The 14,458-nt window shown below is 36.1% G+C and carries 10 protein-coding genes and 1 tRNA gene; 2 read left to right on the top strand and 9 right to left on the bottom strand.

Going from position 1 to position 14,458, the window contains the following annotated elements:
* Nucleotides 1–34 precede the first annotated feature (34 nt).
* Nucleotides 35–1,984, top strand: a complete 1,950-nt coding sequence (locus HXT37_RS03295; protein ID WP_102703031.1) for an FAD-binding protein — start codon at nt 35–37, stop codon at nt 1,982–1,984.
* 114 nt (nt 1,985–2,098) lie between these two features.
* Nucleotides 2,099–2,186, top strand: a tRNA-Leu gene (locus HXT37_RS03290).
* Between the two features lie 94 nt (nt 2,187–2,280).
* Here HXT37_RS03290 and HXT37_RS03285 read toward each other — a convergent pair.
* The 9 genes from HXT37_RS03285 to HXT37_RS03245 form a co-directional block, all read right to left on the bottom strand.
* Nucleotides 2,281–3,012, bottom strand: a complete 732-nt coding sequence (locus HXT37_RS03285) for a GntR family transcriptional regulator (protein ID WP_012914074.1) — start codon at nt 3,010–3,012, stop codon at nt 2,281–2,283.
* A gap of 215 nt (nt 3,013–3,227) precedes the next feature.
* Complete coding sequence (locus HXT37_RS03280; RefSeq protein ID WP_116440596.1) at nt 3,228–4,616, bottom strand: PTS ascorbate transporter subunit IIC; 1,389 nt, start codon at nt 4,614–4,616, stop codon at nt 3,228–3,230.
* A 708-nt stretch (nt 4,617–5,324) separates the two neighbouring features.
* Nucleotides 5,325–6,008 carry a response regulator gene (locus tag HXT37_RS03275; protein ID WP_004111361.1) on the bottom strand — a complete coding sequence of 228 codons (684 nt, stop codon included), beginning with the start codon at nt 6,006–6,008 and terminating at the stop codon, nt 5,325–5,327.
* Nucleotides 6,001–7,284 (bottom strand): sensor histidine kinase, encoded by a 1,284-nt coding sequence (locus tag HXT37_RS03270; protein ID WP_421779752.1) that lies wholly within the window; start codon nt 7,282–7,284, stop codon nt 6,001–6,003. Before HXT37_RS03270 ends, HXT37_RS03275 begins: the two co-directional genes overlap by 8 nt.
* Nucleotides 7,227–7,967, bottom strand: coding sequence for a hypothetical protein (locus HXT37_RS03265; RefSeq protein ID WP_004111359.1), 741 nt, complete (start codon nt 7,965–7,967; stop codon nt 7,227–7,229). The genes HXT37_RS03270 and HXT37_RS03265 overlap by 58 nt, the downstream gene beginning before the upstream one ends.
* Nucleotides 7,964–8,716 (bottom strand): ABC transporter permease, encoded by a 753-nt coding sequence (locus tag HXT37_RS03260; RefSeq protein WP_004111358.1) that lies wholly within the window; start codon nt 8,714–8,716, stop codon nt 7,964–7,966. The genes HXT37_RS03265 and HXT37_RS03260 overlap by 4 nt, the downstream gene beginning before the upstream one ends.
* Nucleotides 8,713–9,654 carry an ABC transporter ATP-binding protein gene (locus HXT37_RS03255; RefSeq protein ID WP_004111357.1) on the bottom strand — a complete coding sequence of 314 codons (942 nt, stop codon included), beginning with the start codon at nt 9,652–9,654 and terminating at the stop codon, nt 8,713–8,715. The genes HXT37_RS03260 and HXT37_RS03255 overlap by 4 nt, the downstream gene beginning before the upstream one ends.
* A complete protein-coding gene (locus tag HXT37_RS03250) occupies nt 9,647–11,737 on the bottom strand; it encodes a cysteine peptidase family C39 domain-containing protein (protein WP_004111355.1) in 2,091 nt (696 codons plus the stop codon). Before HXT37_RS03250 ends, HXT37_RS03255 begins: the two co-directional genes overlap by 8 nt.
* Nucleotides 11,724–14,429 (bottom strand): DUF4135 domain-containing protein, encoded by a 2,706-nt coding sequence (locus HXT37_RS03245; RefSeq protein ID WP_103013981.1) that lies wholly within the window; start codon nt 14,427–14,429, stop codon nt 11,724–11,726. Before HXT37_RS03245 ends, HXT37_RS03250 begins: the two co-directional genes overlap by 14 nt.
* Nucleotides 14,430–14,458: the final 29 nt, after the last annotated feature.

Genomic DNA, 14,458 nt, shown 5'->3' with positions numbered 1-14,458 from the left:
GCGCTCAATACAAGATATGTGAGAAAATAAAAGTATGCAATCAAGCGAATACTACGATGTTATTATTGTTGGCGCTGGAGCTGCAGGATTATCTGCAGCACTAGGATTAATTAAATCCGAAGAATACGCATGCATGAAAAAAGAAGGAAAAACACCATCAATTTTAGTGATTTCTAAAGTGCCAGCATTGCGTTCACACACGGGTTCTGCTGAAGGAGGTATAGCAGCAAGCCTTGGGAATGTAGAGCACGACAAATGGCAATGGCATTATTATGACACAGTTCATGGCGGAGATTGGCTAAGCGATCAAGATGCAGCAAAGCTACTTGCAAAAGAAGCACCAAAAACAGTTATTCAGCTTGAACATGATGGCGTAGCATTTTCTCGAACACAAAATGGATATATTAACCAACGCCGTTTTGGTGGACATACTGCTAATTTTGGAAAGAATCCAATTGAACGTGCAGCTTTTGCTGCAGATCGTATTGGTCACCAAATTTTACATAGCTTATGGCAACAATGTGTTTCCGAGAATATTGTATTTGCTGAAGATTGTTACGTAACAGATGTTGCTATAAACGATCAAACTATGAGCGTTGAAGGAATTGTTGCATTTGATTTATCTGCAGGAAACTTGCGAGCAATAAAGTCTAGATTCCTACTTTTAGCTACAGGCGGATCGGGAAGATTATTTGCAACAACATCTAATTCGTGGGATTTAACAGGCGATGGCATGGCTTTAGCTTTAAAAGCAGGATTACAACTTGAAGACTGCGAGTTCATTCAATTCCACCCTACTGGACTAGCTCATACTGGTATTCTGCTTTCAGAAGCAGCAAGAGCTGAAGGCGGCGTGCTTAGGAACTCAAATGGCGAAGCTTTTATGAAAAAATACGATGAAGTACATGCAGATTTAGCTCCAAGAGATGTTGTTTCTCGTGCAATTGCCCAAGAAATTCGCGAAGGCAGAGGTGTAAACGATTCAACAACTACGCAACAAAGCAATTCACATAACGATTGCATTTGGCTAGATATGACACATATCAGCCGAGAAAATATGTTAGAATACTTGCCACAAGTCACAGAAACTATTGAAAAATATGCTCATCTTGACCCAACTTGCGATTTAGTCCCAATTCGTCCTACAGCTCACTACACAATGGGCGGAATACCGATAACTTTGGATGGAAAAGTATATAGATGGCAAAATAACAACCAAACTATTGTTTATGGTTTATACGCTGCCGGAGAATGCTCATGCGTAGGAGTGCACGGAGCTAATCGATTAGGAGGAAACTCCTTGCTTGACGCATGCCTTTTTGGAAATCGCGCGGGAGCAACAATAGCAAAAGAATTGAAAAACTTAAACAAGGATGACGAAACTAACAGTAACAAAACCAACGAAACCAACGAAACCAATAAAACTTTCTCAAATAATACTGCGCTACAAGTCTTATATAAACAAAGAAATAATGAGCTTAATCAGCTTATGAAAACAAGTGCGAATCAAGCTACAGATTTTACAGACAACAGCTATAACGACGAATTTTCACAAATAGAAGAAGAATATAATCCTTATAAATTATTTGCAGATTTAGGAAAAATCATGGAAAACGCTGTTGCAATATCATGTGACGAGCAATCAATTAAGGAAGCACTTAATGAAATACAAGAATTTATAGATCCTAAAATTCAGTCATTACACATCCATAGCAATAATTTAGTTTTTAACCAAGAAATTACTGCAATATGGGAAATAAAGAACATGTCACTACTTGCAAAGGCAGTATTGCAATCTTCACTTGCTAGACATGAATCTAGAGGTGCTTTCTTTAGAAGAGACTATCCAAAACATGATATTTCTTCATTGCCACAACACTCGTTCATTGACTTTGATGGAAACTTGGCAAAAAAGTCAGTGAATATTATTGATTTTAAACAAGATAGTAAAGGAGATTTTTATACTGAAAATAGCATAATTTAAAACTATTATTACTATTTTCATATATAAATATTTTGAAAATTCGTAATTTTTTCAACACGCCGAAGCGAAGAAGAAAAAAAGATGTTATAGTCTTATCTGTTGTCTAAAACACCTGTCCGGGTGGCGGAATGGTAGACGCGCTAGCTTGAGGTGCTAGTGCCTATTTGTTACAGGCGTGCGGGTTCAACTCCCGCTCCGGACACGAAAAAACCTTGCTGGAAAACCAGCAAGGTTTTATTGTTTTTTAACACAAAAATGGGCTAGCTAAGACATTCTTAGTTAGCCCTAAAGTTTAATTAAGCAGCATTTGAATGCAGGTGGAAACGAATCTCACCAGAATTTGGCGCATAAACAGATGCACCAAAAGCAATAATCGTACCAAACTTATCTTTTACAGTAGAATAAGCTGTAATTGCAGGAGTTCCAACTTCAAGGTTAAGTACTGCTGCAAGCCTGTCACATAGATTTTCTATATGCACAGACACTTCATTTTCTACAAGTTGAACAGCGTACGCTTTAAGCAAAAAATCAGATAACGACTCATCTGAAAAATCATGCGTCAAAATTTTAGGAAAACGAGAAGCAGGCAAATAGAGCACACTATAACGCGATAAAACATCGTCAACATAACGCAAGCGTTTCAAACATATCAATTCATCTACTGGATCAAGGCCTAAACGAGCAGCAGCATCTTCATCATGAATAACATCGTTTTCAATAACTTTTATTCTAATTTTTGCATCATTAGAATAAGTCTGCTCGTAAAATCCTTGCGCACGATCAGAAATTACTTCTTGACTATAACTAGGAATAATTGAAGAAGCTCGAAATGTTCCTCTACCCTGCTCACGAACAAGTAATCCTTCAGTAATAAGGTTATCGACTGCATGCCTCAAAGTAATACGGCTCACATTGTATTGTTTGCACAATTCAATTTCAGGAGGTAATTGTTCGTTCGCTTCCATAGAATCAATGCGAGCGCGTAGATTATCTCGCACAGCAATGTATTTAGGCACACCTTCGACCATTATCACTCTCCCCTAGCTAAACGCTAATATGAAAAAGCCGTTGATACTAGTTTGTGTAAAACACAGCATAGTAACAACGGCTCATGCAAAACTAATAACTCTGTTATCCTACCAGTCATACAATAAAATGTACAAATAAATAAGAAAATGAGTAAAAAAATTTTTAATTTTTATATGTATATACAATTATTTAATTGTATTTTTATTTTCTTTACTTATTTTATTTCTTCAACCTTTTCAAAATTATTAGAATCGCGTTTATTCATCAATATCGAAACAGAATAGAACAATATTAGTGCAATAAGTATTACAGAAATTAAAACAGTACGACCACCGACAATATTTGCGTGACCAAGTATTACACCAAATACACCATAATCCGCATCAGAATATGTAGAATTTGCGCTTCCCAAATCGCCAAGCACTGGCAAAAGGAACAACGGAAGGAAAGTAATAAAAAGACCATTAATAAATGATGCAGTCAAGCAACCACGTATTCCACCTTGACCATTACCGAATACTCCTGCAGCACCACCAGCCATGAAATGCGCAACAATTCCAGGAATAATAATTGTCGTTCCCAAAATCGCCATAAGCGTCATTCCAAGCAAACCGCCAAAGAAACTAGCTAAGAAACCAATAAGAACAGCATTAGGAGCAAAGCCAAAAGTCATTGGTGCATCTAAAGCAGGACGCGCATTTTTAACAAGCTTTTCCGATATTCCCTTAAAAGCTGGAACAATTTCGTCAAGAACAATCTGCACGCCTGCAAGAATAATATAAACACCTGCAGCAAAAGTTGCAGCCTTCAACATAACGAAAACAATGAAGTTTTGACCATTAGATAAATGTGTTTCGACATACGAAGATCCAGCAAAAAGTGCCACTACTATATAAATAACAGCCATAGAAAGCGTGATAAGAACTGTTGTATCACGCAAGAATCCCAATGCTGCTGGGAATTTAATATCCTCAGTTGACTTAGAAGGACGCTTTTTTGAAGCAGTAAGCTTTGCAATTAACGCACCTAAAGCAACACCAGTACCAGCAGGATGTCCTAAAGCAACATCATCTTTGCCTGAAGCTTTCTTCATAAACGGCTGCACCAGTGCTGGAGAAATTGTCGTAAACAATCCTTGAGCAATTGAACCCCATAAAAGAACTTCCCACATGCTAAATCCTGCAACATTAAATATAACTGCAAGCATACTTGCCATATAGAAAGCTACGTGACCCGTTAAATAGATAAATTTAAAACGAGAAGTAATAGAAAGAATAATATTAACAATCATTCCAAAGAAGAAAATAAGCGCAGATTCAGAGCCATACTTCAATAAAACAGTTCCAATAATTGCTTCATTATTCGGCACTACGCCTTGCACATGAAATGCGTATTGAAACATTTTGCCAAAGGGGTTCAACGCTTCAGTAATAACTCCAGAACCAGCTGCTAAAACAAGAAAACCAACAAGAGTACGGATTGATCCTTGCAAAATATCCGAGAATTTCTTTCTTTGCACTGCAAGCCCAATAAAAGAAATAAGCGCAACTATAACAGATGGCTGTCTGAAAATATCGAGCAGTACTGACAGAATTCCGTCCACGTAACTCTCCTTACCATATTAATCGATATAGTTTGAGCGGCTTACGCAATTATTGGCGGCAAAAATATCTTACAAACTTCGCAAACGATACCGTAGGCGAAACTATTCAAAATACACGATTAGTTTCGTAGCACAGTAAAACTACACATACAAAATTCACGGTTCCGCAATGAAGCAAAGTAGTAAGAGCTACTACGAGCAGTAGTTTTTATACCCAGCCAACAACTACTGTTACAGCTCATACTGTTGTTTCATGTCAAATTCATTATATCGTTAAACATTATAAACAATTAAAATAACACTATTTATAACTAAAATATTTATTAAATATCAATAAAATTCGAAATTTTTACCTGTTTTTAGAAAATTCGACACACCAATATACAGAAAAAAGCACTCCATTTTCACGAAGTGCTTTATAAAATCAGTAATTATTACAGTTTTTAATGAAAATAAACATATGTTTTACTGTATAAACATATGTTTATATTTCGGTCAATAATTCTCATCAAAAACTGTCACTCCCACTTTTTCAAATATACAATACATATAAAACTGCTGAGTAAAATATTTTTAATTTTTAGCACAGTTCATACCACATAATTGTTTTTATCGTTTTTGAGTGCAAAACTATTAAATTTTTCGATTTATTTCGTAAATGTGAATTGTCTTACATATGTCTAATTAGAGTATGACTTTTATTTTTACTCAATTAGAAGTTTTTATCCATTCTATAGCTAGTTGCACGCGATCACGCATCCCCAGTTTTGCAAGAATACGAGAGACAGCTTTTTTGGCTGAATCAGGTTCAATAAAAAGCTTCTCAGCAATTTCTGCATTATTGAGACCACATGACACAAGGCTTACTATTTCAATTTCATGTTCTGTTAGAGCATCAAATTTAGCTCTAGCTATTTGCACATCTTGACTTGCACTGATTTGAGAAACATGACGAGCTAATATCTTTCCTGTTATTCTTGGAGTTAGCACAGCATCTCCTGCATTAATAGCTTCAATAGCAGATATAAGTTGCGGTCCGCGCACATCCTTTAGTAGGAAACCGGAAGCTCCAGAACTTAGCATTTTAAATGCATAGTCGTCATAATCATAAGTAGTAAGTGCAAGAATCTTAATATTTCTGTATTTAGTTTTAATATGTTTTGTCGCAATGATCCCATTCATAACAGGCATCCTAATATCCATAATTATTATTTCCGGCAACTGCTCACCCGATGCAGATAACCTTTCAAGCATATCTAATGCAACTAGCCCGTTTTCACAAGATCCTATGACAGTACATGTAGCAGATTTGTTAATTATCATTGAAAATCCATAACGGATAGCTTTCTGATCATCGACAATAATAACTCGGATTTTTTTGCGATCAATCATAGATATTTTCCTTTGGTATAATTGCATGCACTCTCCAGCCACCTCTAGCATAGACCCCTGCAGTAATAGAGCCTCCAATACTGACTAAATCAGCAGCGATATGAGCAAGACCATAACCAGTAGACGGAGTCTGTTCATGAATACCCATCTGTTTGCCATTATCAATTACAACAACTTCGAGTTCTCCTTCCAACGTTATGGTGATTTGAACACTAATTTCTGTAGCATGTGTAGCATGTTTCAAAGTATTCGTTATAGATTCGCGAATAATCCTGTATGCCCATTGAATTTGAACCCCCACTTCTGGAACTACTGGTGTTATTTCTAGCTGTGCGCGTATTCCAAGTTTATTGATTCCTGCAACCAGTTCTTCAATATCGGTAATAGAATGTTCCTTATTACTATCTTGTTCTCCACCAGATATCGAGTTAACTAGAGTTCTTGTTTGCCGTAAGCCACTTCTAGCGTATTCGTTGATAAGTTTCACTATTTCATGCTGTTTCACATCTAAATCATCATCTACTTGCAGACCCTCAGTGAGGCTAATAATTGCAGTAAGACAATGTCCAACAGAATCGTGTAGCACAGTTGCCATTCTCGTAGCTTTCTCATTAACTCGTGCTTGGGATTCACTCTCATGTAGTTCAGATAATATGGCTTGTTCTTGTTGTTTCTCTCTGACCTGATTTGCTCTCATTCGTATTAGAGCAGCAGTTAGAGATGTAAATACAAAAACAGAAATGGCAGGAATAATTAATTTCCTGCCGAAGACTACATATCCATAAAGAGTTGATAAGACAACTCCAGCACCTAAGGCTAATATACCTATTAACATTTTTCGCATATCAAGCAAACATATACCTGAAGAAGCCAGAATATACATGGTAAGCAATCCAATATTTACATCTCCACAATAGGCAGATATACTAGCGGCCATAAGAGATAAAGCAACAGAAATATGCCAATATCGGCGCCTACCAAATACTGCAATAGAAGTTAGCACAACCGTCATCCACACTATAATCGGATCAGCATCACTACGTAATCCAATTATTATTTGATAGATAGTCGAAAGTATTCCAATAATCCATACCGGCTCAGAGTTATTTATCCAAGCTGCATATATTTGGTCAAAGAACCCAAGCCGGTAACTACTTGAGGATATTCGTCTAGCGTTATAATCGTGATGAAATAAAGCTTTCTCACGCATATAAGTGCTCATAGCCTTGCTCGTTTGAATTGAACCTTTATGAATATCATTCCCAAAATTATCCACATTAGATTCATCATAACAGAGATAACAATCGAACCTACCGCATAAAAATCACCTATACAACGTACAGCACTTGCATACGCAAGAAGAGCCGGTGGATAAACAACAGATAATGCGGGTGCAACAATAGCCATTCCAAATCCTATGAGTGATGAAACCAACACAACTGTAACAATTGAAGAAAATCCTGAAAGGCGAACCCCAATACCCACTACAATCAGTTGCCAAGCTGTCATCGCTAATGCAATCGCAAATAAACGAGGAACTAGAGAAAATACATCAGAAATATGAAAATGAAGAAATATGCCAGCAACAAGTTGTAAAGTGCCAAACAGCAATACAGAAAACATAGAAATAACAAAGGAATGAAGCGTCAATGTTGTAATATACTTATTAACAACTCCAATAGCCTTTAAACGAGCAATATTACGGCCATTATGCTCATTAGACATTTTCTGCGCTTGCAGTGCACCAAGCAATATAGGAAAGAATAATGTCGTTGGCAACAACGCAGACTGACCCCATACTGCTAAATAGGTAACTCCTTGAGCCTTGAACTCTGCTTCATATGACTCATATTGACTAATTCCCATAAGCAATCCAAGAAAAGACGTACACAATAAAGCAATCCAATACCAAGTAATGTTATTTTTCCTACATTCCCAAGCAAATGTTTTTTTTATCATTGTTCCACCTTTCTAATTTTAATCAAAAACATGCACACACTAGACCAGAAAATCCCAACAATCACTGCTACTACGCCAAACAGTAGTGCTTCGGAGCTAATAGTAACCACGCCACCAGTTGAACCAAGTACCGGATTCGCAGCACTAACAATACCCCAAGGCAAAATCCAAGATAAATAATTTAAACCAGCAAATGGAAGTGCAGATGTACCTATAGCAGCAACCACAGCCATTCCAAGAGTCACACCTTGTTGTGAAAATTGTGTAGCAGCCCATGTATGTATAGCACTTACAGCAATCGCATCTCCTACCAGTGCAAGTAAAGCAGATAATGATATTATTGTAATGTTGTTTGGTCTATTAAATCCATATATTAACGATGATACGAGCGCTAATGCCAAAATGAAAACAGCAACTAGCGTAGTAATCATTATAGTTACAACAAGATTTGCACCAAACTGGCGACTAGCAGAAATTCCCATAGAACGCAGTTTAGTATCCATACCACCATCACGCGATGTGGTTACCACCCTAGAGGCGACAATTGCAGCAATAATCGGTAACACGTAGATAGCTAACATCATCACCTCATTCAATGCTAGCAAATAAAGGTGAATCTCTTTGGGGCCACGAGCACGTTTAGCAAGCGCTGCACCCAACCATAAGCCAACAACAGCAATGAATAATAATGTAATCAGCAAAATCTGTCGATGACGCAAACTTTTTAGCGTTAAAATAAACTGCTTCATTTTGCGACCACCTTTGATGTGTAAATTGGATCTGTTAGTTCTAAGAATGCTTCTTCCAAAGATTGACGAACCATTTGTACCCTATATACTTTCACATTTTGATTCACAAGATGTGCAACCAAATTTGCTACTACTTCATTAGATATAATTGGCAATATTAGGGATCTACTAGCCTCTTCCACTTTATAATCAATACCACAATTAGATAATAGAACTACTGCAGATTGCATATCAGAAACTTGTAGTTGCAAGTACCCTGCAGAACAAATATCCTGCATACGCCCCTCAAAGCGTAAAGTTCCTGCTGAGATAATCCCCACATAATCAGCCATCTGTTCAATTTCAGAAAGTATATGAGATGAAATCATCACCGTCGTACCACGGTTATGCGCCCAATTAACAATTAGCTGACGCATTTCTACTACACCAGCAGGATCTAAACCATTTGTTGGCTCATCTAAAATCAACACAGGTGGATTCGCTGCCAAAGCTAGCGCTATACCTAGACGCTGCTTCATTCCTAAAGAAAACGCTTTCACTGGTTTTTTACCAGTTATACCTGAAAGCCCAACCATGTCGAGTGCTTCTCGACCTTGAGCACGAACAATGCCAAGATAATCGCAAACCAAATCAACGTTCTCTAAGGCACTTAAATTAGGATAAAATGCCGGACCTTCTATCAACGATCCCACCAATAACCCCGGCAACACTTTCTTAGAGCTACCATTACTTGCAGAATTCCGAAACTCTACAATCTGACCACTTGAAGGTTTAACAAGACCAAGCAACATCTTCATAGTTGTTGATTTGCCAGCACCATTTGGTCCAAGAAAACCATAGATGCTTCCACGTGGAACATGAATAGACAAATCCCGCACTACAGCCTGATCACCATAGACTTTTGATAGTCTACAAGTTTCAATTGCGTACTTAGACATTAATATCTCCATTCATTTGTGATTTGTAATAATTTCGATACATTTCGCTACTATTCAATAGCTGCGAATGTGTACCAATTTCTGGTGATGCAATATCACTGAAAAATATAACTTTGTCTTGCGGTTTCAACATTCGCAAGTTGTGCGTAACTAACATAATTGATAATTGTTTGTTGTTTTTAAGATTCGAATGAATAGTTTTTATAAGTTCTTGATTTAACCCAATATAAGGCTCATCCAAAAAAACCCATCCGTTTTGAGCCGAAACAAGAGCGCGAGCAATAGCTAATCTCTTTTTTTCTCCACTTGACAAATTAGAAGCATTTTCCAACAATAAGGAATCCAATTTTAAAGGAAATTCTTTTATACGTTGATCTAAAGAAACTATTTCCAGTGCCGACCAAAGTAAGTTAGCATCTTTTTTATCATATTCACCCACAAGAAATTCTCGGATGGTAGATCCGCCTAAAGGTGTATCAGCTAACGAAACTCCAACTTTATCGTTAAAACTACTCGGCTGATACAACAGACCTTGATGAGGTATTAAACCAAGCAGAGTCTTAATAAAGGTTGTTTTTCCAATACCAGATCTGCCTATTAGAAATACCTTCTCTCCAGGAGTGAAATGAATAGTCCCATAATCTAAATGTTTATTTCCTGGTAAAGTTACGCTCAAATTTGTAGCAACTAATTCAGAGCTAGAAGAATCTTCGACAAATAATTGTTTAGGTTGCGTAGCAGTAAGGTCATTATTCCTATCTAGATTTTGTCGTACAGTTACATATCCAGTAAACGAGTTAAGCACATCTTTTAATCCTGATACAGATAGTGCTGCACATGATTGTATCATTAGCATTTCACCCAGGTTAACACTGCCCATTTTGAAACAAAATGCTAGATAAACGGCCAGAAAAATATTTGAAGCATATGTGAAAAAAGAAGAGAACGACTGAGCTAACGTAACTAGTTTTGTTAGCGATAGATAACTAGACGTTAGTGAATCATTTAATTGAATCCATTTATCTGCAATATAATTGGTTTTACGAGTAGAAATAAGAACAGCAATATCTTCAATATCATGTTGAATTCTAGTTGATAAGTTTTGCTGAGATTGAATAAAATCAAACGTCAATTCTTTTTGTCTATTAACAATGAAATAGTTAATGGTTGCAAAAAAAGCTAACCCTAAAAGTAGAACGACTGAAATAATAGGGGTAAAATAGGCTATGAATCCAAGAAGGACAGTAGAAGATATAGCTGAAAACAGTTGAGGAATGATTGCCTTTTGTAGCGTATCACGCACCGTAGTGCGTAAAGCTAACTTCTCGATTAAAGCACCTATGCTGGAACGTTCGAAATAAGATAATGGCTGTTGTGTCATTGATTTGATTAGACGATTTGAATAAGCCCTATCAAAATCTCTAGCCCCTTTTTCTAATGCTTTTACCTGCACAAAATAATTCAATACAGTAATTAGCCCTATACACCCTACTGCTATAAACAAATAGTTAAAACTATTGTTTTTCTCAACTATACAACGCAATAACGCAGCGTATAATAATGAAACACCTTGAATACAAATAAAAGAAAGCAGCATCCACAAAAAACCAGTTTTTGAAAATAAAGAAAAAACATTAGTTTTTTTCACAGGATCTTTTTTATCGATTTTCACTTTTGATGAAGAATCTTTAGAAATCGACAACACTGTTCCTGAAAAAATTCTACTAAGTTCATCAATACGAATACGTCTTATACCGTATGCTGGATCGTTTATAACTAAAAACTCTTTTTTTACTTTTGATAGCACAACATAATGATTGTTGATCAAATGTAAAATCAAGATTGAATCACTTTGCTTGGCATATTCCAACAACTCTAAAGAATTAATACGATATGCTTTTAACAGTAGACCATATTTTTCACATAAAGATCGCAAACTAGATGCTCGTAATCCATCAGACTCAAATAGGTAGTGTTCAGGATTAATCGAATATGGATCTCTGCTAATCCCATAAACAGACAAAACCATGGCAAAACATGCGAGTAAACAATCTTTTTCTGACTGTTGTTTAATCATTTTCATTTGCATCACTCCTTACTGGAATAAGAGGAAACAAAGTTGCTTTGTCATTAGAGAGTTCATCGAGGAACAATTTAATCCCGGCTAGTCCTGTCATAAGTCCTAAAGATTGAAAACGATTATTACCGAACCCACATCCAAAATCAACAATATAACGTAGGAATAGTTTAATCTGACGACTCAATTCAACACTTTGATTTACAGATAAAAGACCTTGCTTATCAAGAAATATTAGCAACTTAAGGTTACCTGAAATGCCATGGCACATAGAAAAACTTGTTAATGAATAAAAGCTAGAAAGAATATGTTGAATCCCTAAATGAATTTCTTCACGAGCTTTTTGACGTTCAAAATAATCTAGAAATCCTACTGTTTTATCCAATTCCAATAATAAATATCGGCTAAGAACCATACCAGTTGTTCCATTACACCAGTTAGCAGTTGGAATTGATGGAATATGACGCGTATCCACCCATAAACCACTTGCATTTATAAATGAATCATCTGTCTTTATAGCTTTTAATCCAAGATCGACGTATTCTTCGTTATGGAGAACTATTCCAGCCTTAAGAAGCGACAATCCTATGCCAGCATTACCATGCGCAAAGCTGGCATTAGCTTTTCTTACTTCATTTCCGATAGGCCATCGCAAAATCCCTTCTTCACAGATCATTTTTTTCTTTAAACTGTATGCAGCTTCTTGAATAAGAACATGCGTATAATCAGTGTTCATATCAGCCAAAGAAAAAATAAAACCCGCGTTCCCTCCAAGAACATCATGAACACTATCTTTTCGAACACAATTCAAGATTTCATTAATATTGCACGATAAAAATCGATTACGATCTTCACCAACAATCAAACGAGACATATAACTCAAATAAACTGAACTAGATGTAAATTGACCATTCTTATCATCGGGAAGACTATTTTTAAGAACAGTCTCAATACCGTCTCTTCCAGAATATAAATTACTGGAAACAACATCAATAACTAGATTGTCCCGATCATCAACATTGGCTCCAAACCAATATCTATTCTTCGAATTATGTTTATCAATTACAGCATACTTTGTAAAGAATTCTTCAATACTAAAAGATAAATCGGAAGCTATCTGTGTTTGTGACTTTAGCGCAATTAAACTATTTTTTTTGCAAGTCTCACAATAGGTTAACCATTGCGTGTTTTGCACTGTAGCTACACCTTTAAGAGAAAACTCAATCACATCAACTTGAAATTTAAGATCTTTTGTATTCAGCCTTTCAAGTTGTTGTTTCATTAAAGTAATGGGAGTCAAAGAAAGCTCACATAGTAGCTGTTTATTTCCACCATAAAGATCTTTTGAATTTGCTCTACAGTAAAAGGACGGAATAAGTCCAACTTCTAGAACCGAACGCTCGTAGTCAACTAAATTTGAAGATAAAATACCATACTTCTTTTCGCAAAAAATCTTCCAAATATATTCCTTACGTTCTTGAAAACGATATGATTTCAACGCCTCTATAACAGCAGCATATTCTCGGGTATTACGTAATAAAATTCTACTTTCGATAGATGTAGCAACACTTTCTAACTTAGCAATCAACTCCTTACGCACTTTAAGAATAGCTGTATACGTATAATGAAAACCATCTAATATATCATCGTAATAATCTTCCCATGCCAAATTTTCTTCACCATCATATTTACTTAAGAAGGGAGAGGCAGTGTTAGTAGAGACTATTCTATCTTTTCTCTCAAACCTCATATCTAAAGTTCCTATATCAACCAGTTCCTTAACAGATCTAAGTATTCTCTTTGAAGATATAGCACCAACATCATCACGCTCAGATTGATTTGCAGCTAGTGGAAGCATTCCTGTCATAAGAACACTGTTATTTATCCGCTTCAATAGTTTATAATTAAAACTAACATCATTCTTGCGATAACTTTCATTTATATTTAACGCACCTAGTGTCTCATAATCAATAATTACAGGATATTCTCCATGAGCAATAATATTTTCATAATGCAAATCGCTCATACGCAACGCATAAGCCAAACACATAATTTGTCCAAATCTCCGGTAGTATCTTGAAGCCTGTTCTTTTGATGATAATGGTTTGCGATCAATAGATTCATACCAAGAATGATCCCCCAAATTTAAACTTTTTGGCCAAACCAAATCCAATATTTTCTCATCTTCAGATATTAAGCTCCATAGAACTTCCAATACTTGTAAATTACCATTTGAGCCACGCTTCAAATACAACTTAAAGTCTTTTGATTCTACTAGGAAAGAAGGAGGTGTTTCATGTAAATCACCGCAAACTTTAGTTAATATTTTATTATTCTTATTGAAAGAATAATTGAAAACCTTGTTTATCTGATGAACATCACTATGCAAACAACCTGTAACCCATTTTTTATATTCTTTCTTTTTTAATTCTAGTTTTGCTACATTTTCTAGCCTATGCCTTGCTAAATGCATGAATTCTGAAAAGAAAGTATCATCATGCTCTAAACGACTGATGAAATCAGCAAAAGACGGTTTCCCATTCTTGGCTTTATAGTTCGCTAGGAACAGTACTATCGTTGGCCCAAGCACATGCTCCAGCTCCAGATTAGAAGTATCTATAAGACGAATATCAGCACTTCTAACTTTTTCGAATACACCATTAAACTGATATAGCTCATTGGTTTCATCAGTAACCATTTTAGGTGAAATCCTTCCTAACTTCTTTA

It is taken from the genome of Gardnerella sp. DNF01151 (assembly GCF_049244235.1).
GTDB lineage: Bacteria > Actinomycetota > Actinomycetes > Actinomycetales > Bifidobacteriaceae > Bifidobacterium > Bifidobacterium swidsinskii.
Note: the sequence above shows the minus strand (reverse complement) of the source record. Positions and strands in the feature narration are given on the sequence as shown.

Bases quoted from the DNA above. Each gene is read 5' to 3' on its own strand.
- HXT37_RS03295 (WP_102703031.1), top strand. From the start codon at position 35: ATGCAATCAAGCGAATACTACGATGTTATTATTGTTGGCGCTGGAGCT.
- HXT37_RS03285 (WP_012914074.1), bottom strand. From the start codon at position 3,012: ATGGTCGAAGGTGTGCCTAAATACATTGCTGTGCGAGATAATCTACGC.
- HXT37_RS03275 (WP_004111361.1), bottom strand. From the start codon at position 6,008: ATGATTGATCGCAAAAAAATCCGAGTTATTATTGTCGATGATCAGAAA.
- HXT37_RS03265 (WP_004111359.1), bottom strand. From the start codon at position 7,967: ATGATAAAAAAAACATTTGCTTGGGAATGTAGGAAAAATAACATTACT.
- HXT37_RS03260 (WP_004111358.1), bottom strand. From the start codon at position 8,716: ATGAAGCAGTTTATTTTAACGCTAAAAAGTTTGCGTCATCGACAGATT.
- HXT37_RS03255 (WP_004111357.1), bottom strand. From the start codon at position 9,654: ATGTCTAAGTACGCAATTGAAACTTGTAGACTATCAAAAGTCTATGGT.
- HXT37_RS03250 (WP_004111355.1), bottom strand. From the start codon at position 11,737: ATGAAAATGATTAAACAACAGTCAGAAAAAGATTGTTTACTCGCATGT.
- HXT37_RS03245 (WP_103013981.1), bottom strand. From the start codon at position 14,429: ATGGTTACTGATGAAACCAATGAGCTATATCAGTTTAATGGTGTATTC.